Source organism: Streptomyces sp. KLMMK (assembly GCF_036961605.1).
Lineage (GTDB): Bacteria > Actinomycetota > Actinomycetes > Streptomycetales > Streptomycetaceae > Streptomyces > Streptomyces telluris.
The window spans coordinates 81,782-99,531 of sequence record NZ_JBAMDC010000002.1; the positions used below are offsets into that span (position 1 = coordinate 81,782).

General features: G+C 71.0%; 17 protein-coding genes. 8 read left to right on the top strand and 9 right to left on the bottom strand.

Translation table 11 applies throughout. The features are described 5' to 3' along the window. Window position 1 precedes the first annotated feature (1 nt). The 3 genes from V7793_RS00925 to V7793_RS00935 form a co-directional block, all read right to left on the bottom strand. The gene (locus tag V7793_RS00925; RefSeq protein WP_335580908.1) at window positions 2-751 is read right to left on the bottom strand and encodes a 2OG-Fe(II)-dependent halogenase WelO5 family protein; all 750 of its coding nucleotides are present in this window, start codon (window positions 749-751) and stop codon (window positions 2-4) included. Between the two features lie 318 nt (window positions 752-1,069). Continuing rightward, the gene (locus V7793_RS00930) at window positions 1,070-1,618 is read right to left on the bottom strand and encodes a hypothetical protein (protein WP_335580909.1); all 549 of its coding nucleotides are present in this window, start codon (window positions 1,616-1,618) and stop codon (window positions 1,070-1,072) included. Window positions 1,619-1,782: 164 nt separating this feature from the next. Next, entirely contained in the window at window positions 1,783-2,421 is a 639-nt protein-coding gene (locus V7793_RS00935) for a DNA alkylation repair protein (RefSeq protein WP_335580924.1), read from the bottom strand. Window positions 2,422-2,635: 214 nt separating this feature from the next. Between V7793_RS00935 and V7793_RS00940 the strand changes: the two genes are divergently transcribed. The 4 genes from V7793_RS00940 to V7793_RS00955 all read left to right on the top strand — a co-directional run bounded on the left by V7793_RS00940 (window position 2,636) and on the right by V7793_RS00955 (window position 5,444). Continuing rightward, on the top strand, window positions 2,636-3,451 hold the full coding sequence (locus V7793_RS00940; RefSeq protein WP_335580910.1) for a DUF899 domain-containing protein: 816 nt from the start codon (window positions 2,636-2,638) through the stop codon (window positions 3,449-3,451). A gap of 102 nt (window positions 3,452-3,553) precedes the next feature. Next, on the top strand, window positions 3,554-3,805 hold the full coding sequence (locus V7793_RS00945) for a hypothetical protein (RefSeq protein ID WP_335580911.1): 252 nt from the start codon (window positions 3,554-3,556) through the stop codon (window positions 3,803-3,805). Window positions 3,806-4,043: 238 nt separating this feature from the next. Then, a complete protein-coding gene (locus V7793_RS00950) occupies window positions 4,044-4,955 on the top strand; it encodes a lysozyme (protein ID WP_335580912.1) in 912 nt (303 codons plus the stop codon). Between the two features lie 168 nt (window positions 4,956-5,123). Next, entirely contained in the window at window positions 5,124-5,444 is a 321-nt protein-coding gene (locus V7793_RS00955; RefSeq protein ID WP_335580925.1) for a hypothetical protein, read from the top strand. 44 nt (window positions 5,445-5,488) lie between these two features. Here the strand turns inward: V7793_RS00955 and V7793_RS00960 are convergent, their stop codons facing one another. Together V7793_RS00960 and V7793_RS00965 are read right to left on the bottom strand one after the other, a co-directional pair. After that, window positions 5,489-6,298 carry a hypothetical protein gene (locus V7793_RS00960; RefSeq protein WP_335580913.1) on the bottom strand — a complete coding sequence of 270 codons (810 nt, stop codon included), beginning with the start codon at window positions 6,296-6,298 and terminating at the stop codon, window positions 5,489-5,491. A 108-nt stretch (window positions 6,299-6,406) separates the two neighbouring features. Next, on the bottom strand, window positions 6,407-6,925 hold the full coding sequence (locus V7793_RS00965) for a hypothetical protein (RefSeq protein WP_335580914.1): 519 nt from the start codon (window positions 6,923-6,925) through the stop codon (window positions 6,407-6,409). 246 nt (window positions 6,926-7,171) lie between these two features. Here V7793_RS00965 and V7793_RS00970 point away from each other — a divergent pair, with 246 nt between their 5' ends. The 3 genes from V7793_RS00970 (at window position 7,172) to V7793_RS00980 (ending at window position 11,150) form a co-directional block, all read left to right on the top strand. Beyond that, complete coding sequence (locus V7793_RS00970) at window positions 7,172-7,777, top strand: ArsR/SmtB family transcription factor (RefSeq protein WP_335580915.1); 606 nt, start codon at window positions 7,172-7,174, stop codon at window positions 7,775-7,777. Continuing rightward, complete coding sequence (locus tag V7793_RS00975) at window positions 7,774-9,063, top strand: MFS transporter (protein ID WP_335580916.1); 1,290 nt, start codon at window positions 7,774-7,776, stop codon at window positions 9,061-9,063. The genes V7793_RS00970 and V7793_RS00975 overlap by 4 nt, the downstream gene beginning before the upstream one ends. Before the next feature lie 503 nt (window positions 9,064-9,566). Continuing rightward, window positions 9,567-11,150, top strand: coding sequence for a TROVE domain-containing protein (locus V7793_RS00980; RefSeq protein ID WP_335580917.1), 1,584 nt, complete (start codon window positions 9,567-9,569; stop codon window positions 11,148-11,150). Here the strand turns inward: V7793_RS00980 and V7793_RS00985 are convergent. Next, window positions 11,077-12,033: a LysR family transcriptional regulator gene (locus V7793_RS00985; protein ID WP_335580926.1), complete on the bottom strand. Its 957-nt coding sequence runs from the start codon at window positions 12,031-12,033 to the stop codon at window positions 11,077-11,079. The genes V7793_RS00980 and V7793_RS00985 overlap by 74 nt on opposite strands. A gap of 135 nt (window positions 12,034-12,168) precedes the next feature. Between V7793_RS00985 and V7793_RS00990 the strand changes: the two genes are divergently transcribed. Continuing rightward, window positions 12,169-12,864 (top strand): SDR family oxidoreductase, encoded by a 696-nt coding sequence (locus tag V7793_RS00990; protein ID WP_335580918.1) that lies wholly within the window; start codon window positions 12,169-12,171, stop codon window positions 12,862-12,864. An 80-nt stretch (window positions 12,865-12,944) separates the two neighbouring features. Here the strand turns inward: V7793_RS00990 and V7793_RS00995 are convergent, their stop codons facing one another. Genes V7793_RS00995 through V7793_RS01005 form a run of 3 tightly spaced genes read right to left on the bottom strand, consistent with a single transcriptional unit; the run spans window position 12,945 to window position 17,749 of the window. Beyond that, entirely contained in the window at window positions 12,945-13,802 is an 858-nt protein-coding gene (locus V7793_RS00995; RefSeq protein WP_335580919.1) for a phytanoyl-CoA dioxygenase family protein, read from the bottom strand. Between the two features lie 24 nt (window positions 13,803-13,826). Beyond that, complete coding sequence (locus V7793_RS01000; protein ID WP_335580920.1) at window positions 13,827-14,756, bottom strand: phytanoyl-CoA dioxygenase family protein; 930 nt, start codon at window positions 14,754-14,756, stop codon at window positions 13,827-13,829. Then, a complete protein-coding gene (locus tag V7793_RS01005; RefSeq protein ID WP_335580921.1) occupies window positions 14,753-17,749 on the bottom strand; it encodes a lantibiotic dehydratase in 2,997 nt (998 codons plus the stop codon). The genes V7793_RS01000 and V7793_RS01005 overlap by 4 nt, the downstream gene beginning before the upstream one ends. Window position 17,750 lies beyond the last annotated feature (1 nt).

The window sequence follows — 17,750 nt, forward strand, 5'->3', positions numbered from 1 at the left end:
GTCAGCTCCACAGTTCGAGCGGGAGGTCGGTGCCGTAGTAGCCGAGGAAGTGCCCCAGAGTGATGCGGGGCTCGTCCCCTGACGGGCGCACGGCGTGGATCTGACGCGGGTTGAGCAGGAGCAGGTCGCCCGGGGCCGGCTTGACGACCTCCACGGGCGGGCCGATCTTCTCGCGGTCGATGCCCCAGGTCCGCCCGTCCATGAGGTGGTGGTAGGCGTCCTCGCCGGGCTCGGTCCCCCACAGCTCCAGCTCGCCGCCGGTGCGCGGGATGTTGATGTAGATGTTGATCGAGAGCTGTGCTTCGAGGCGGCGCGCGTGCTCGGCGGGCAGGTTCCGCTCGAGGGCGTCGGTGTGCGGATTGAGGTCGACGTTCTTGTCCTGGTAGCGGCAGATGCCGATGAACGCCTTGCGGCCTTCGACGTGCATCAAGCCGGCCCCGGCGGCCCAGGTCTCCTCCAGCAGCAGCCGCAGGACGTCACTGGGTGAGGCGTAGGGCGCGAACAGGTCGCGCATCCGCTGGATGTTGGTGCGCGCCTCGGCGTGGTAGCGATCGCGTGAGGCGCTGTCGCTGATCTCGGAGTAGGCGAATCCGATGCGTTTGAACTCCGCGGCCTGGCTCAGACTGCCCCGGTCGGGGTGGTCGAAGAGCTGCCGCCGCGCCGAGGCGAGCGCCTCGGGGTGGACGAATCCCGGGACGTGGACGGCCAGCGTGGTGCCGTGGACAACCGAGAGGATGTCCTCCTGGGACAACTGGCATGCGGTGGTGCGCTTGACGTTGATGATGGTCCCCCGTGTGTGCGGCCCGAGTGCCCGACAGTGAGGCGCAGGGGCGTTTTGCAGGTAATGCCATCATCGCGACCGATAATTACCGGATCCTCATGCTGTGTATCGATTCGTAGGTGCACCCTTGGATGAGGCGGGCGCACCGGCCGTTCCTCCCGACGGCGGAGACGACAGCGTGGCGCCTCCGTCGCGGGGGAGGGGGCGCACCCCGGATGTCCGCCATGGGCGCGCGCCTGTGCGTTCACACCCCATGCACACTCCGCCCGGCCACGCCCGGGCAGGCCGTCACAGCCAGCTGACGCGGGCGTTCGCGATGTCCTCCTCGGCCAGGCCGGCGGGCGGACGGCCCAACTCCCCCTTGGCCACCCCGTCGAGCAGCCTCCGTACGGCCGCCATGATGTCCGGGACGGCGTTGCGCAGGTCGGCGGCGTCGTCCGGGCCCGCCTCGGAGGCCGGGACGCCGGCCTCGGCCAGGAGGGTGCCGAGGTCCGCCAGCCTGCCGGCCACCCAGTCGAGCGGTGCGGCGGAGAGTTCCTCGACGAAGACGCGCCCGCCGGGCTCCCAGCCGTCGAACCTCGGGTGGTGGTGCGCCCGGTCCAGGCTGCCGGACGGGCCCGCCACGGACTCCAGGAGGTCGGCACGCCACACCGGGCGGTCGACCACGATGGGTCGCGACGCGTAGATGCCTCCCGGCAGGTCTCCGCGCCGCAGGACGCGTACTTCCAGGCGCACTCCCCGTTCGGCGCCCTCCTGCCCCGGGATGGGGTCGGGATCCACGAAGTACATGTCGCTCGCGACCACGCCGATGCGCTCGAAACCGAAGACGTACAGCATGTGCCCTCCCGGATGTCCCGACCGACGGAGCTCTGTCCTCAGGGTGGGGCGACGCACCCAGGTACGCCAGAGGGCCTGAACGCGCCACGGGGCAGTGCCGGGCGCGGCGTTGCGGTGCCCGATGTCCTGCTCGGGTGGCCGTCGCCGATGAGCGCGAACCCTGCCTACTGCTGCCGGCGCACCATCTCGGTGATCCAGACGGGCGCGAACGGAGACGTGCAGCCCGGGGAAGTCGGGTAGTCCTTGAGCACTTCCAGGCGCTCGCCGATGTCGATCGCACGGGCGCGGTGCTCGGCGTGCTCGATCCCTATCTGAGCAAGGCAGTGGTTCATCGCCCACTGCAGCCGCTCCGGGGCGCCTTTCATCTCCGCCTCGATGACGTCGAGCAGGCCTGCGAGGTCGAGGCCCCCGGGATTCTTCGCCACGCGTTCGGTGGTCAGCGCCCAGCCGGCACTTGCGACCACCGGATCCGGATCGGCGGACCAGGCCAGGCGCAGCTCCTCCGCGTGCGGGTTCTTCTTCACCACATAGTTCACGAGCCAGTCGTGCACCTTGGGCGTGCGCGCCTCGCGCAACATCACGTCCAGCTCGTCGCGTTCGAAAGCCTTCGGGCGGGAGATCAGGATCGCCAGCAGCCTTGCCGCCGTGTCACCCGTCTCCCAGAGCCGACGCGCGAGGTCCTGCTGCGTCTTGAGCCGCTTCGCGAGCGCGCGCAACTTGCCGAGGTTCACACCATGATCGTCGCCGTGCTTCTCGTTCACCTTGCGTGTCTTCGGGTCCTCGAGCCCGGCCAGCTCGCCCATCACCTCGGCCAGCGACGTCTCGGCCACGTCAGCCTCCTGTCGATCACGCGTGAGATCCAGCCTACGGCGGGAGCCGCCCTCCTGCCGCACACGCCGGCTCGGCCGGGTGCACCATCCGCCGTGATGAGTTCCGCTCCGGGACGCGAGTCTGTCGTGGTGAGTCCCGTAGGACGTGGTACGACGCTGCCTGGCACGAGACACCACGGAGGACGCCATGACGACCACGCTCGGCAGTGCGAGCAGTGACCTCCCCGGCAAGCCGCCGGTCGTCGACCTGGCCACCTGGCAGGCGGCGCGCGAGGAGCTGCTGGTCCGCGAGAAGGCGCACACCCATGAGGGCGATGCGATCGCCGCGGCCAGGCGGCGGCTGCCGATGGTGGAGCTCGACGGGACGGTCGAGGTCGTCGGATCCGGCGGGCCGGTCCCGTTCCTGGACCTGTTCCAGGGGCGCGACGAACTCGTGGTCTACCAGCACATGTGGTACGACGGCGCGCCGCACCAAGGGCAGTGCGAGGGCTGCACCACCACGGCCTGGCATGTGAAGGACGCGGTCTACCTCAACGCCCGGGGTGTCTCGTTCGCCGTCCTGACCACGGGCCCGTGGGAGGAGGTGGCTGCCTACGTCGAGTTCATGGGTTACACCCAGCCCTGGTACTCGGTGCGGGACGTGGAGGCACCGGTCGGCGGAGAGATGGGATACCTCGTCTCCTTCCTGCGCGACGGCGACCGGGTGTTCCTCACCTATTCCACGACGGGCCGTGGCAACGAGCGCGTCAACGGGTCTCTCGGCCTGCTCGACATGACGCCCTACGGCCGGGGCGAGGCGTGGGAGGACAATCCCGAGGGCTGGCCGGTGATCGGCGACGTTCGCGAAGGGTACCCGGCCGAGGGCCGCCAGGCCTGCTGGTACTGGCGCTCGGACGCCGCCGGCCGCGCCACCTGGGGCCCGACCAGCCGCCCCGTGCCGCAATGGACCCGCCCCGGCGCGACCCCCGTGGAAACCCTCGGCCGGCACGGCCACCACCACTGAGCCGGAACTCCGTCGGACGGCACCAGGGTGCCGTGCCTTGCGCACGGACGTAGCCTGCGATTCTCCGGCCTTCTCCGACTGAACCGATGAGGAGTGATGGAGATGTCTCCCGCCGACGAATCGCCCTGCCAGATGATGAAGCGTCTGGCAAAGGAACTTGAGAAGGAAATCCGCCGTACCGAAGAGCGGATCGGTGAGCTCGAAGACAAGATCGCGAGCCTCCAGGCGCAGCCGGATCCACCTGAGAAGGAGATCCAGGCCCTCAAGCAGACTCTGGAGAGCCTCCGCACCAAGGTGGCCGACGACAACAATTCCCTCTCGACCCTGCAAGACGTGATCACTGAGAACTGCTGAGCCCGTTCTCCGCCCGCGTCACCCACATGGCGCAGGGAAACTGTTCGGCCTCCGTCCGGATGTGAGAGTGGCAGTACAACGTGCACCCGAGTGCCGGAGGAGGCGGTCCTCGTGGCCGGACCGAACTCCGGCAGAGAGTTTCCGGGCGAGGACATCGTCGAAGAAGGGATGGTCATACCAATGCGGTGACCATTGAATTCCCCGCACTCTCCCCCCACCATGGCCTCGGAGGCACCTCATGCCCGAGCACCACTCCGGCCCGGGCCGCCCGCATCCCCCCACAGCGGCGGCCATCCTCCTCTCCCTGCTGACCGTCCTCACCTTGCTCGTCACTCTTCCCGGAACCGCCGCCGCGGACGCCGGAATCGACGTCCGGCCGACCCACCCCGAGCAGGACTGGATGGGCTCGACCATCCGCGCTCACGAGGGTGAGCGCGGCCTGGCCGCCAAGGGCTCCTCGCTGCCCGACCCCTCGGAGCCCGACCTCCCCCCGGCGGACCCCTCGGCGAGCGCCGCGGTGAGCGCCACGGTCAACGGTGTGGACGTCAGCAGCCACAACGGCAACGTCGCCTGGTCCAAGCTCTGGAACAGCGGCGTCAGATTCGCCTACGCCAAGGCGACCGAGGGCACCAGCTACACCAACCCCCACTTCGCCCAGCAGTACAACGGCTCGTACGACGCGGGCATGATCCGGGGTGCGTACCACTTCGCGCTGCCGAACAACTCCAGCGGCGGTGCACAGGCCGACTACTTCGTCCGCCACGGCGGCGGCTGGACGGACGACGGCTGGACGCTGCCGGGCGTGCTCGACATGGAGTACAACCCCTACGGCAGCACCTGCTACGGCCTGAGCACGGGCCGGATGATCGACTGGATCGATGACTTCCTGGACGCCTACCGCGACCACACCGGGCGCGACGCGGTGATCTACACCTCTACGACGTGGTGGAAGAAGTGCACCGGCAACTACGGCGGATTCGGCAAGTACAACCCGCTGTGGGTGCCGCGCTACGGCTCCTCCTCCGGCGAGCTGCCGAACGGCTGGGGCTTCTACACCTTCTGGCAGCACACGAACACCGGCCCCACCGTCGGCGACCACGACCGCTTCAACGGCTCGTACAACAGGCTCGAGGCGCTCGCCTACGACTGACCGGGCCACGAGGTGAAGGACGGCGGGCCACGGCACCGGCGTGCCAAGGTCCGCCGCCCTTCACTCATCAGCGGCTGCACGTATATCGCGTTGTGGGCCCAGGCATAGGTCCATAGGGTCATCGGTATGTCTGTACGTCTTCGTATGCGTCAAGCACTGCCGGAAGCGATGCGCGCCCGAGACAAGGCCGCGGTGAGTGCCCTGCGCGCGACACTTGCCGCGCTGGACAACGCTGAGGCGGTGCCTGTGGACGAAGCCGAGCTCCGCGGCGTGGCTCTTGAGCACTCGCCGGTCGGTGCCGGCGCCACCGAAGCGCCGCGGCGTGAACTGAGCGAGCGCGGCATGGTCGATGTCGTACGCGCCGAGGCCGCCGAGCGACTTGAAGTCGCAGCGCAGTTGACCGCGCCCGCGCATGCGGACCGTGCCGCGCGGCTCCGCGCGGAGGCCGCCGTACTGCTCCGCTTCCTCGACGGGCCCGGCACCGCGTAGGACGCGAGGCCGGGGCGAGGCCGAGCCGGCTCCTGTCGCAGTGGTCACGGCCGGGCGTCGGGCGGTGTGATCTCCACCAGGCGCGGGGTGGAGAAGGACCAGCGCAGCCACAGCACTGATTCGATGTCCCAGAAGGGCGCGGCGGCCAGGCCGTCCGTCACCGGGATACGGAACCCCTGGGCCGCGACGATCGCGCGCAGGGTCATGTGCACCCCGGCGAAGTCCCGGGCGATCTTCGCCCAGTCGGGGTAGACGTCGTCGCCGCGGACCAGCGGATAGCGTCCGACGAACGCCGCCCAGTCGCCGGCGCCGCCGATGCAGAGAACGTCCGCGGCCGGGGCGGCGACCGGTAGCTCCCAGGTCTGCCAGGGCCGGGGGTGGAGACTCGATCCCAGGTCGAGGAACATCCGCCACATGCCCGGCCCGTCACGCCGCGCCGTGGACGTGTAGAGCCCCAGGTGGAACGGCTTCGTGCTGGGCGGACCGGAATCACCGCCGGGCGCGGTGAAGTGCTCCCGGTCCGGGGCGGGCCGCCGGTGGGGCATCAGCTCGTGAGGGCCGGTGCCGATCCAGTGCTGTCGCGCCCGGTCGAGCGGCCCCCGGACGAGGCACTCCTCGTCCCGGGCGAGCCGGCCCAGCAGCAGGCAGCTGTCGGCCGTCTCGTCCGCTTCCTCCACTTCGGACGGCGCCAGGATGGCCGGTCCCTCCGTCAGGGCCGTCATTTCAGGCTCGGTCCACGCCGTCATGACGGAGGTGAAGTGGCGCAGCCGGGCGTCCGTGTCCTCGGTCAGGTCCGCGGCCGCGTCGAGCTGTGCCACTCGCCGACGCAGGATCCGGGCAGGGGTGGGGCGCACACCGTGATCCTTCCCCGGCGGCGCCACTTGACAACACGGTGCCGCCCTTCCGGCGGCCGCGGGTTAGTGGGTTCGGCCGATTCCGCCGATTAAGCAGCTTCAGCGGCTTCAGCAGTTCAGGGCGACCTCCTGGCCGAGAGCGTTGGCGGAGGCGGTCGGCGGGCGGTAGCCGGGCGGGAAGATGACCTTGAAGTACATCCAGCCCCGGTACTTGCCGGGGCTGCACCTCACGGCCGCGTTGTTCTGGGCGCTGCGGGTGTTCCTCTGCGTCCTGAACGTCGACTGATTGACGAGCTGCCCGTTCTTGTACAGGGCCGCGCGGGTGGTGATCTCCGGCACCGGTGCCGAGCACGAGACCGTCACGACGACGTTGATGGTGCCGGGCACATGGGTGGAGTTGTGCGGGCGCTGCACCTGGCCCTGACATCGGATCGCCGAGGACGCGTCGGCATCCGAACCGGCCTTGCCGGCATCGACGCTGCCGCTGTCGGCGTCGCGTCCCCCCGGCACGGTGGCCGGGGCGGACGGGTCATCGGCCGCTCCTCTCGCCCCGGCGGGTGAGGTGCCGCCGATGAACGTCAGGGCCGCCATCGACGCGGCGGCGACCGCCGTCCTCCATGTACGCATATCTGCTCCTCTGTGTGTGCCTGATCCGATTTGGGCGTGGGCGCGCCAAGAAGAGACTGTACAAAGGGGAATCGTTTCATCATGAAAGGTGACATATGTTCGAGTGTGGACCGGGGTGGCACCCCGGGTCGACTGACCCACCGTCAAGACTGCGCGTCACGGCGGGCATTGTTCTTCCGGAGCTCTGCAGAGCTTCCTCTGCAGAGAACTCTATGCAGAGAATCCTCTGCAACTTACGATGTCGGCATGGCCGATGAACCCCAGCGCGCAGCGCAACCCCCCAAGCCCCCACGCCGCATCGATGCACGCAGCCTGCGCGGGCTGGCGCATCCACTGCGGATGCAGATCTTCGAACTGCTGAGTCTGGACGGCCCCGCCACCGCCACCGGGCTCTCCGAGCGGCTCGGGGAGAATACCGGCACCGTCAGCTGGCATCTGCGCCATCTCGCAGAGCACGGCTTCATCGAGGAAGAGGCCGGGCGGGGCACGAAGAGGGAGCGCTGGTGGAGAAAGGCCGGCGGCACGAACGAGCTGCGCACCGCCGATTTCCGTGACGACCCCGGCAGCCGTGGTGCGCTGTCGGTCTACTTGCACGAGCTGGTGCACCAGTACTTCGGCAGGGTGACGACCTACCTCAACGAGGACTGGGACGACTCGTGGCGGGACGCCGGAACGGTCTCGGACTGGCGCGATCTGCGGATGACCCCGGATCAGCTGGCGGCGCTCAACGCGGAACTGATGGCCGTCATCGCCCGCCACACGCCCGCCCCGGATACCGAACCGGCGCCCGGCGCGCTCCCCGTCGTCGTGCAGCTGCAGTCCTTCCCCCGCAAGAGACGCGGCATCGCATGAACGGGCGCATACGCCGCGGCGGCCTCCTGCGGCGTCACCGGGACTTCCGTCTGCTGTGGTGCGGTGAGACCGCCGGCAAGTTCGGCGCGTCCGTCACCGGCGTGGCGATGCCGCTGATCGCCGTCACCCACCTGCACGCCGACACGTTCACGGTCGGCCTGCTGACCGCGGCCACCTGGATCCCTTGGCTGATCATCGGCCTCCCGGTGGGCGCCTGGGTGGACCGGAGCCGACGCAGGCCGATCATGCTGGCAGCCGCCGCGATCTCCTTCGTCCTGTTCGCGGGCGTCCCGCTCGCCGCTAGGGCCGGACAGCTGAGCATGGGTCTGCTGCTGGCGGTCGCCCTCCTGACGGGCACGGCCGCAGTGTTCTTCCAGACCGCATACAGCGCCTACCTCCCCAGCATTCTCGAACCCGACGACCAGCCGGAAGGCAACGCCAAGCTGCACGGCAGCGCAGCCGCCGCACAGATCGCCGGGATCAGCTCGGGCGGCCTGATCGCGCAATTCACCGGTGCGGTCAACGCGATGTTCGCCAACGCCGCGACGTTCCTCGTATCCCTCCTCTGCCTGTCGGGCATCCGCCATCGCGAGGCGCGCCCCACCAGAACCGCTCGTCACTCCGGAACTCTGGTCAGTGACATCGGCGAGGGCCTGCGGCTGGTCGCACATGACCCCTGGCTCCGCACCCTGACGCTCTTCGGAGCCACCTCCAACCTGGCCCTCATGGGATACCAGTCGATCCTGGTGGTCTTCCTGGTCCGAACCGTCGGACTGGACCCCGGCCCCGTCGGCGCGATCATTGCGGCCGCCGGTACAGGGGGCGTCGCCGGAGCCCTCGCCGCACGCAGGACCGCAGGCCGGGTCGGCACAGCCCGTGCGACGCTGCTCTTCGAACTGGGGCTGCCCGTATGCGCCCTGCTCATCCCACTGACCACGGACGGAGCCGGAGTCCTGCTCTGCATAGCCGGCGGCTTCTGCGTCTCCGCCGGTGTCGTGGCAGGCAACGTCATCAAGGCAAGCTTCCAACAGCGCTACTGCCCGCCGGAGCTCCTCGGCCGCCTCACCGCGACCACGGCATTCCTCAACTACGGAACCATCCCGCTGGGAGCACTGCTCGGCGGAACGCTCGGCGAAGCCCTCGGGCTCCACGCAGCCATGTGGATCACCACAGCAGGCGTCCCTCTCGCCGGGCTGCTCCTGCTCTTCTCCCCCATAGGGCGGACCCGGGACCTGCCGACGTCCGGCGCGGTCGGTGCCTCGGACGTCACTTACCAGAGAGTGTGAAAGGCGGTACCAGTTCATGCGCCTGCGGGGACAGCGCGCACCCGGCCCCAAAAACCCTTGGCGCCTTGGACGTCCGTACTCCTAGAGTGATCGGTGTCCAGGTGCGAAGGCGGGACCTACTTCGATTCCTCATCGGGAGGGCGCGGGTTCGAATCCCGCCGCCGGCACACAGGCCGGCGTAGCTCAGGGGCAGAGCACCTTGTCGGTTCCGCCGCTTTGAACTCTGGACGCCAAGCTTCAGCACCTCCCGGTGCGCGGGCCACGGCTACTTCGTTGTGATCGAATCCCATGCCGTGGCCACTTTGAACTCGGGAGGCGCGGCACCGGGGCGTCCGGTGCGCAGGTGACGGTTACTTCTGGAACAGCCGGTCGCGGGTTCGAATCCCGCCCCAGCCACGGGCTGGTGTAGCTCAGCCAGGAAGAGCAGCTGTCTGTACCGTCGCCGACCTCGTGATCTCGGACGCCCCGTGCCGTGCTTCCCCGACGAATTCGGGGGAATTCACATGGCACGCTTCAACACCCGTGCTTCCAAGGCGGCCGGGCCCGTCTCGCCCGTGACCACGACCGGACGGCGCACCCGCACACACCTCGGCGGCAAGGGGCACGCCCGGGACGCGCGCTCCGAGCTGTTCCTGCTCGCGGTTGCCAACTTCGTCTCCCAGCAGACCTACCATGAGAGCGGAACCGGTCGTGACGACAGGTTCGCGGCGCTCGTACGCAAGCTCGCCGTCGAGGATCCGGCCTGGACCGCCGGTCTCCTCCGGTGGCTGCGCGGCGACGGCCGCATGCGCACCGCCTCCCTGGTCGGCGCCGCCGAGTACGTCAAGGCACGTCTCGACGCCGGCGCCACCGACGGCCCCACCAATCGCCAGGTCCTCGACTCCGTACTGCGCCGCGCGGACGAGCCCGGCGAGATGCTGGCCTACTGGACCTCCGCCTACGGCCGGACCGTCCCGAAGCCCGTCAAGCGAGGCATCGCCGACGCGGTCAAGCGCCTGTACACCGGCCGCAACCTCCTGAAGTACGACACCGCCTCCAGGGGTTACCGCTTCGGCGACGTACTCAACCTCGTCCACCCCACGCCCGACCCGGACAAGCCGTGGCAGGGCGCGCTGTTCCAGTACGCCCTGGACCGCCGCCACAACCCCGACACCGCCACTCCGCCCGTCTCGGACCACACCCTGACCGCGCACCGGGCACTGATGGCCGTGCCCGTGGAGGAGCGGCGGGCTGTGGCCACCGGTCCCGGCGGCGCCGAGCGGCTCGCCGCAGCGGGCATGACCTGGGAAGCGCTGGCCGGCTGGCTGCAGGGCCCGATGGACGCGGCGGCGTGGGAGGCCGTCATTCCGTCCATGGGCACGATGGCCCTCGTCCGCAACCTGCGGAACTTCGACGAGGCCGGAGTGTCCGACGAGGTCGCCCAGCAGGTGGCGGCGCGGATCGCCGACCCGGAAGAGGTCGCGCGGTCCCAGCAGTTCCCCTTCCGGTACCTGGCCGCCTACCAGCACGCGCCCTCGCTGCGCTGGGCCTACCCGCTGGAGCGGGCCCTGGGCCACTCGCTGGAGAACGTGCCCCGGCTGCCCGGCCGGACCCTGGTCCTGGTCGACCGCTCCGGCTCCATGTGGTCACCGCTGTCCGACCGTTCCCAGCTCAACCGCGCGGACGCCGCGGCCATCTTCGGCACGGCTGTGGCGATGCGCGCGGCCGATGCCGATCTCGTCGAGTTCGGCACCACCAGCGCGCCCGTGGCCTACCGTCAGGGCGAGTCGGTCCTCAAGGTCCTTGAGCGCTTCGGGAGCCTCGGCGGCACCGACACCACCGAGGCGGTGCGCCGGCACTACCGCGGTCACGACCGCGTCCTGATCGTCACCGACGAACAGGCCGCCTACCACCACGCGGGCCACCCGACCGAGCAGGTCCCGGCCCACATTCCGGTCTACACCTGGAACCTGGCCGGCTACCGGCCCGGTCACGGCCCGTCGGGATCCGCCGACCGGCACACCTTCGGCGGGCTCACCGACGCGGCATTCCGGATGGTGCCGCTGCTGGAAGACGGCCGGGACGCACGCTGGCCCTGGGAGGACTGAGCGCAGCCGCTGTCCCTGCTGCCGCTGCCGTTGCCGTCGGGCGCGCCGGGCCCGCGTCCCCGGTCTCGTCGCCGGAGTCGTCGCGCAGGGTGGCGGTGGCGATGTCCAGGAAGTCCCGTGCGGGGCCTGAGCAGTTGCTCTCCGGCACCGCCAGGCAGGTCTCGACGGGCAGGGCATCGGTGACGGGCAGGTGGACCAGGTCAGGCCGCGAGTACGAGCCCGCGACGCTGACGGGGACGAGTGCGATGCCCTGCCCGGAGGCGATGAGCTCGAACTTCTCCTCCAGTGAGGACGTCCGCCGCGTCCTGACGTCGAGGATCGGCTCACCGTCGAGATCGGCCGACGTGAGTGTGCGCCGCCCGGCCAGTGGATGCGTCACGGGCAGGCACACGACCTTGGTCTCGTGACCGATGGGAACGGTGCGCAGCCCCGAGTCGTCGAAGGGGTGCCGGAGGTATCCGACGTGCGCCCGGCCGTCGCGAAGCGGCGCGTCCTGCTCCCACCAGCGCAGCGGGAAGACATCGATCCCGACCTTCGGGTGGCTCGCCGTGAACGCCCGGATCGCCTCCGACACGTGCAGGCCGGGGGAGAAGGCGATGACGAGCCGCTGCGCGCCCTGCTCGGCCTCGTGCACGCGCCGCAGCGCCGCGGCCACCACCGTGGTGATCCTTCGCGCTTCGTCGTGCAACTGCTGCCCGGCGGGGGTCAGTTCAACGCTGCGCGTGGTTCGTGTGAAGAGCCGGCATCCCAGCTCCTGCTCGAACGCGCGGATCTGCCGGCTGAGGACCGGCTGCGCGATGAACAGCGCCTGTGCCGCCCGGCCGAAGTGCCGGTGCTCGGCCACCGCGACGAAATAGCGGAGCTTCCGCAGATCTAAATCCAGATCCATGCCCTGACGGTATCAATCGCGTCGGAAGGGTATTGGACGCCCGGCCGGATCACTCGGAGACTCGAATCATGAGTGATCGTCACCGGTACTCCGACGGTCCTGAACCCCCTGACCCACGATAGGAATCACATGACCGACACCCGGAAGACCGCTCTCATCGTCGGGGCCTCCCGGACCCTGGGCCTCGGTCTCGCCGCCGAGTACGTCCGCCGCGGCTGGGACGTCATCGGCACGGTCCGCGGCAACCGGCGCACCGGCCTCCACGACCTGGCCGAGGCCTCCGGAGGGCGGCTGACCGTCGAGTCGCTGGAGATGACCGAGCCGGAGCAGATATCGGCCCTGGGCGACCGACTGGCGCGGCGCACCCTCGACCTGCTCTTCGTCAACGCCGCCATCACGCGCGGCGACATCCCGATCGGCGAGGTGCCGACGGACATGTTCACCGAGGTCATGATCACCAACGCGCTCAGCCCGATGCGCGTCGTGGAGTCCCTCCGCCCGCTGGTCGCGCCGACCGGGACCATCGGCGTCATGTCCTCCGACCAGGGCAGCATCGCTCTGAACACGGAGGGTGGGCAGGACCTGTACCGAGCCAGCAAGTCCGCACTGAACCAGCTGATGCGCAGCTACGCCGCCCGCTACGCCGAGGACAAGCGGACACTGCTGCTCATGGACCCGGGCTGGGTGCGCACCGGACTCGGTGGACCGGACGCCGATCTCGGCGTGGAGGAGAGCGTTCCCGGGGTGGCGGAGACGATCGAGAGCCGCCGGGGGGTACCTGGCCTCCACTTCCTCGACTACCAGGGGCATGACGTGCCCTGGTAGTGCCGAGCGCCGATCCCCCGGCCGGCCGGTACGACGGCGCCCGCCCGGTGCAGTCAGGACCAGCTGGCCCGTCGTCCGCTTCAGTGCGCGGAAGGTGCCCCCTCCTGCTCCACTGCGACCATGCCCAGCTCCCGCATGCGTCCGATGGTCCGGTCGTGCCGTTCGTCCCCGAGGCCCGTGGTCAGCCAGGCCGGTGCGTAGCGCGGGTACCTTGCCGGGTCGTACGGGAGGTCCAGCCCGGATTCGTCGACGGCCGCCATCTGCCGACGGAAGCGCTCGGTCTCCTCCGGGGTCTCCGGGTCCCTGACGTAGCTGACCGTCCACTGGTGGCGGTCGATTCCGCCGAGTGTCGCGTGCCAGAGGTGCCAGTCGAAGGCCACGACGTCGCCCGGCCGGGTCTCCAGCACTTGGAGGGGGAGCCCGGCGAGCTGGCGGCGCAGGCGCTTGCCGTCCCACTCACCCGCCCAGACACCGGACTCGCGGTGCCATTCGGCCAGTACGGCGCTGTAGCCGGCGTGGTGGGAGCCGGGCAGCACCCGAAGCGCACCGGTGTCGCCCGTCACGTGCTCCAGGTACATGATGAGCTTGATGCCGGACATCCCGGGGACCGCGTCCTTGTGCAGCGGGGCCTCCTGGTAGAAGAGGACGCTTTCCGCGAAGGTCGGCAGCACGTTCCCGACGAGTTGCCCGGCCGTGCCGAGGAACCGGGGGTCCTCCAGCAGGGAGAGGCTGAGCGGCGTCCGGTCCGGCGTCATCATGGGCAGGTAGCGGCCGGGGATCCCGCCCCCGTCGGTCCGCTCGTCGGTGGCGAAGGCATCGGTGTGGGCCCGCCGGACCTCCTCCGTCAGGCGTCCGGTCTCGTCGTCGTTCAGGAGCCGCGGCAGCACGACGTAGCCGAAGTTGCGGTAGTGCTCGACCTGCTCCCGGGAGAGTCGCATGGGGGATCTTCCTTCCTTCCCGGCTTACGCCGCCGGTCCTTGGGGGCTGCCGGGGAGCAACGCGGCCCGGGCGGTGCGGACGGCCTTGTCCTCCGCCGGGTTCAGCGCGTGGTCGTCCTCGTCCGCCCAGCGCGCCCAGACGGAGTCCTCGGGTGAGGTGAAGCCCGCGTTCTGGCGCAGGTTGACGGTGTCGTCGCGGCCCAGCAGGCGCAGGGCCCGCCGGTCGCCGGTGCGGCGCGCGGTGCGGGCGAGGGCGGTGCAGTTGGGGCCGGTGAAGGTGTCGTCCTGGCGCATCGCGGAGGTGTTGAATCCGATGCCGAGGAACTGCCGCTCCTCCACCAGGACGCTGTGCGAGCCGGAGTGCAGCAGATTGTGGTGGATGACGACGAGGTGGCCCGGCCGGGTCGCCAGCAGCCGCTCCTCGGGGTGGGGCCGGTCCAGCGCGTCGGGGGCGATCGTCACGGCGCGGCGGTGGGAGCCGGGGACGACGCGGAGGGGGCCCGCGTCGTCCGTCATGGGCTGGAGATAGAGGAAGCAGATGATCAGCAGGGGGTGGGCGTAGCCGCCCTGTGGGAAGGAGCCGAAGCGGTCGCGGTGCCAGTGCACCGGCAGGCCGCGGAGTTCGGTCTCCATCGCCGGGGCCCCGAACAGCACGGTGCTGTCGAGCTGGACCCGGGGGCCCATGACGGCTTCCGCGAACCGCACCAGCCGGGGCCGGCTGACCGCCGGCCAGATCTCCCGGGGATAGCGCTCCACCAGGTTGGTGACGAAGAGCGGCCGGTCGTCGGTGCCGTCGGTGAACCGGGTGTCGGCGACGGCCCGTTCGCGCAGCCTCCGGAAGCAGGCCACGTCCTGTTCGGTGAACAGGCCGTCGAGCACGACGTAACCGTCTTCCCGGAAGGCCTCGACAGCTCGTGCGACGTCCTCGGGACGGTCGAGCAGGTGGGTGATCACAGGCTTTCCGCACTCCTCTCGTCCCGTGCCGTCCCGGCCGGCCTCTTGTCCCGTGCCGTCCCTGCCGGTTCGTCCGCCGCCGCTCTCCGGTGGGCCGCCGCGCGCAGCGCCTGCATCCACAGCGTGTACATCCGGTTCTCCCATTCGCGGGCGATGCCGAAGAGCCGGTTGGCGTGCATGTGCGCGAGGCTCGCGTGGATCTCACGCGGGGGCCGCCACAGGTCCCCGGCCCGGTGCAGCCTGTCCACCGTGCCGGCGGCTGCGGGGAGCAGGTCGGCGTACGGGCGGAGGAGGTCCGGCGGCCGGGCATCGTCCCGGGGCTCGGGGGGCGCGGGCCGGTCCGCGGCGGCGATCCGCAGGCCGAGCCGGCGGACGAGGCTGCGGACGGTGTCGTCCGCGCGGTGGCCCTCGCTCAGGTCGGCTGCCAGGGAGAGCCGTTCGGCGGGGTCGAGCCCCCAGTGGGCGAAGAAGCGGTCCAGGGTGAAGGCGGCCTCCATGAGGCGGCCCGAGCCGGGTTCCGCGGCCCGCGCGTCGCCGAGTACGGCGGCGCAGACCGTGCTGTCGGCGCCGAACGCGCGCTCCATGGCGGTGAGCGCGGCCGGACCGCCGTACCGTTCGGTCTCCGGCCGGTAGGTGTCGACCGTGACGGCGGAGAGCCCCTCGGCGCCGGCCGCCTCGCGGGCCCAGCGCAGGGCCCGGGTCAGCACGCCTTCTCCCGCCTCCGGGCCGGCGCCACGCAGCCGCAGGCGCAGGTGGTGGTCCGGATCGGCGTAGCGAATCCAGAACCAGCGGTCCAGCAGGCCATCGTCCTGGAGATTCCGGACGAGGCCGGGGACACGGCCGGACGCCACGCGTTCGAGCTGCTCCGGCGTGCCGTAGAGCTTGAGGTACGCCCAGTCGCCGCCGGGCAGGCACCGGCGGTCCGCCGGTGCGAGGACCCGGTCGGACCGGCGGTCCGGGCCCCGGCCGGGGGCCGTCGCCTCCGTCGGCGCGTTTCCGGTGCGGAGGCTGCCCGTCGTCACCACCGGGACGACGACCTCGGAGAGGTAGGGCGCCCCGGCCTCGTCCCGCAGCCACTGGTGATCGAAGTCGGGCAGCATCTCCTGGACGACGACCCTTTGCCGTCCCTGTTCCCGGGCCCGGTGCAGCTGGGCGGCCAGTTCGGCGACGAAGGCGGGGTGTTCCAGGTCCAGGAGCAGGCGGTTGTCGAATTCGACGAGGTACACGTGGCGCGGCACGCGCCACTCCCGGCGCCAGCGCCGGACGCCGCGGAACCAGCGCTCGTCCGCGCTGCCCGGGCCCTCCGGGACCACCGTGGTGCCGGTGACGTTCCACTGGGCGGGGCTCAGCACGATCCGGTCCCGGACCAGGCGCGGCAGGAACGGGGCCTTGCCGACGCCTCCCCAGTGGAAGACGGACGGCAGGGGGCGGGCGTCCTCCGCGATTTCGAGCAGGAACCGGCAGACGTTCGGCGCCTGCATGGTGGTCAGCATGTGGCTCTGCCCGACGGCCAGCCGACGGCCCAGCCGCCGGGAGCGGACGACGAACCGCCCGCCCTCGACCCCCACCGTCAGGTCGGACAGCGGCAGCACGCGGTCGGCGGGCACGGACGGCGCCACGTTGACGGCGATCTCATAGGGCCGGACGACCGGGTGGAGGGCGACGTTCGCCGCCCGGCCCGCGCTGGGCAGGTAGCTGAGCTCGACCGGCAGGGCCCCCTCGGCGCGCGCCTCGGCCTCGTAGAGCTCCCGCAGGGCCGAGAGTTCGGCCTCGTCCAGCAGGTCGTGGAAGCGGCTGAGGGAGCGGCCGCCCGGGGCCAGCGGGGTGACGCCGAGGACGGCCCGCCAGTCGCCGCGGTCGAGGTGCTCCCGGCTGCGGGCGTGCAGTTGGAGGAACACGTCGAGGGCGGACGGGGCGGGCGAGTCGGCGGGTGTCCAGCGGGTGAGCCGGGTGAGCAGGTCGTCGGTCAGCTCGACCTCCGTCTCCCCGGAGTTGAGGGCGCCGCTGACGACCCGCAGCAGGATGTCGTCGCGCTCCTGTTCACGGGAGGGGGACGGGGGACCGGGGGGTCGCACGGGGCGCGGTTCGGTGTAGGTGGCGGGTGGCCCGAGCCCGGTTTCGGGCGACAGCAACTCCTCCACGGGCACCCGGGCCCCGATGCCGTACCGCTCCAGGAAGGCGTCCCGGTAGGCCGACAGGTGGTTGTGGCCGTGCGGGAACCGGCCCAGGCGCAGCAGGACCTCCGCGGCGTCGGCGGCGGCCCGGGCCACGTCCCGGTGCAGGGTGCGGCCGACGGTGGCAAGACGTGCGTCGGCCTGTGCGGCGGGCGTGGTGGTGCACAGCGCGTGCTGGCTGCGGTGGAGGGCACGCAGCGCGTCGTCGGCGTCCGCGGGCGCGGCGCGGTCGAGGCCGGCGGTGCGGGCGAGGACGTCGTCCAGGGCCGCGGTGAACGATGCGCCGCCGGGGAGGCGGTCGACCGCGTCGCGCACGGAGCGGGTGGGGTCGGGGTCGGTGGGCGACGGGCGGAGGGCGCCCACGAGGAAGTGGCTGTCCCAGAGCTTGCCGAGGAGGGCGGCGATCCGTTGCGGACCGGCCTGGGGGAACTCGGCGGCGAGCTTGGCGTGCAGGTCCCCGAAAGCGATCGGTTCCGTCGCGTGGCCGAGGACGGCGGCGACCGGCCGGGAGACCCGGACCGTGGCCCGCCGGACGTCGCGCCGCCCGTAGACGTCGGCCTGCGGCAGGACGAGCCGGTCGTCCACGACGTGGCAGGCGCGGTTGACGTGGACGGGCAGGGCGGCGCGCAGCGTCTCGTCCTGTTCGATCCGTTCGATGACGCCGAGCAGCCAGCCGAAGTCGGCGCGGGTGCGGACGGCGGCGAGCGCGGTGGAGCCCAAGCGCTCGGTGCTGCTGTCGGCGAAGCGGCCGACGGAGACACCCGCGAACGCCCCGAACGGGGTGGGGCGCGTGCTCATGCGTGTGACGTAGCGCAGCAGC

Coding starts and splice junctions, on each gene's coding strand:
- V7793_RS00990 (WP_335580918.1), top strand. CDS start 12,169: ATGACCGACACCCGGAAGACCGCTCTCATCGTCGGGGCCTCCCGGACC.
- V7793_RS00935 (WP_335580924.1), bottom strand. CDS start 2,421: ATGGGCGAGCTGGCCGGGCTCGAGGACCCGAAGACACGCAAGGTGAAC.
- V7793_RS00945 (WP_335580911.1), top strand. CDS start 3,554: ATGTCTCCCGCCGACGAATCGCCCTGCCAGATGATGAAGCGTCTGGCA.
- V7793_RS00970 (WP_335580915.1), top strand. CDS start 7,172: ATGGCCGATGAACCCCAGCGCGCAGCGCAACCCCCCAAGCCCCCACGC.
- V7793_RS00940 (WP_335580910.1), top strand. CDS start 2,636: ATGACGACCACGCTCGGCAGTGCGAGCAGTGACCTCCCCGGCAAGCCG.
- V7793_RS00995 (WP_335580919.1), bottom strand. CDS start 13,802: ATGCGACTCTCCCGGGAGCAGGTCGAGCACTACCGCAACTTCGGCTAC.
- V7793_RS00950 (WP_335580912.1), top strand. CDS start 4,044: ATGCCCGAGCACCACTCCGGCCCGGGCCGCCCGCATCCCCCCACAGCG.
- V7793_RS00980 (WP_335580917.1), top strand. CDS start 9,567: ATGGCACGCTTCAACACCCGTGCTTCCAAGGCGGCCGGGCCCGTCTCG.
- V7793_RS00965 (WP_335580914.1), bottom strand. CDS start 6,925: ATGCGTACATGGAGGACGGCGGTCGCCGCCGCGTCGATGGCGGCCCTG.
- V7793_RS00975 (WP_335580916.1), top strand. CDS start 7,774: ATGAACGGGCGCATACGCCGCGGCGGCCTCCTGCGGCGTCACCGGGAC.
- V7793_RS00955 (WP_335580925.1), top strand. CDS start 5,124: ATGCGCGCCCGAGACAAGGCCGCGGTGAGTGCCCTGCGCGCGACACTT.
- V7793_RS00930 (WP_335580909.1), bottom strand. CDS start 1,618: ATGCTGTACGTCTTCGGTTTCGAGCGCATCGGCGTGGTCGCGAGCGAC.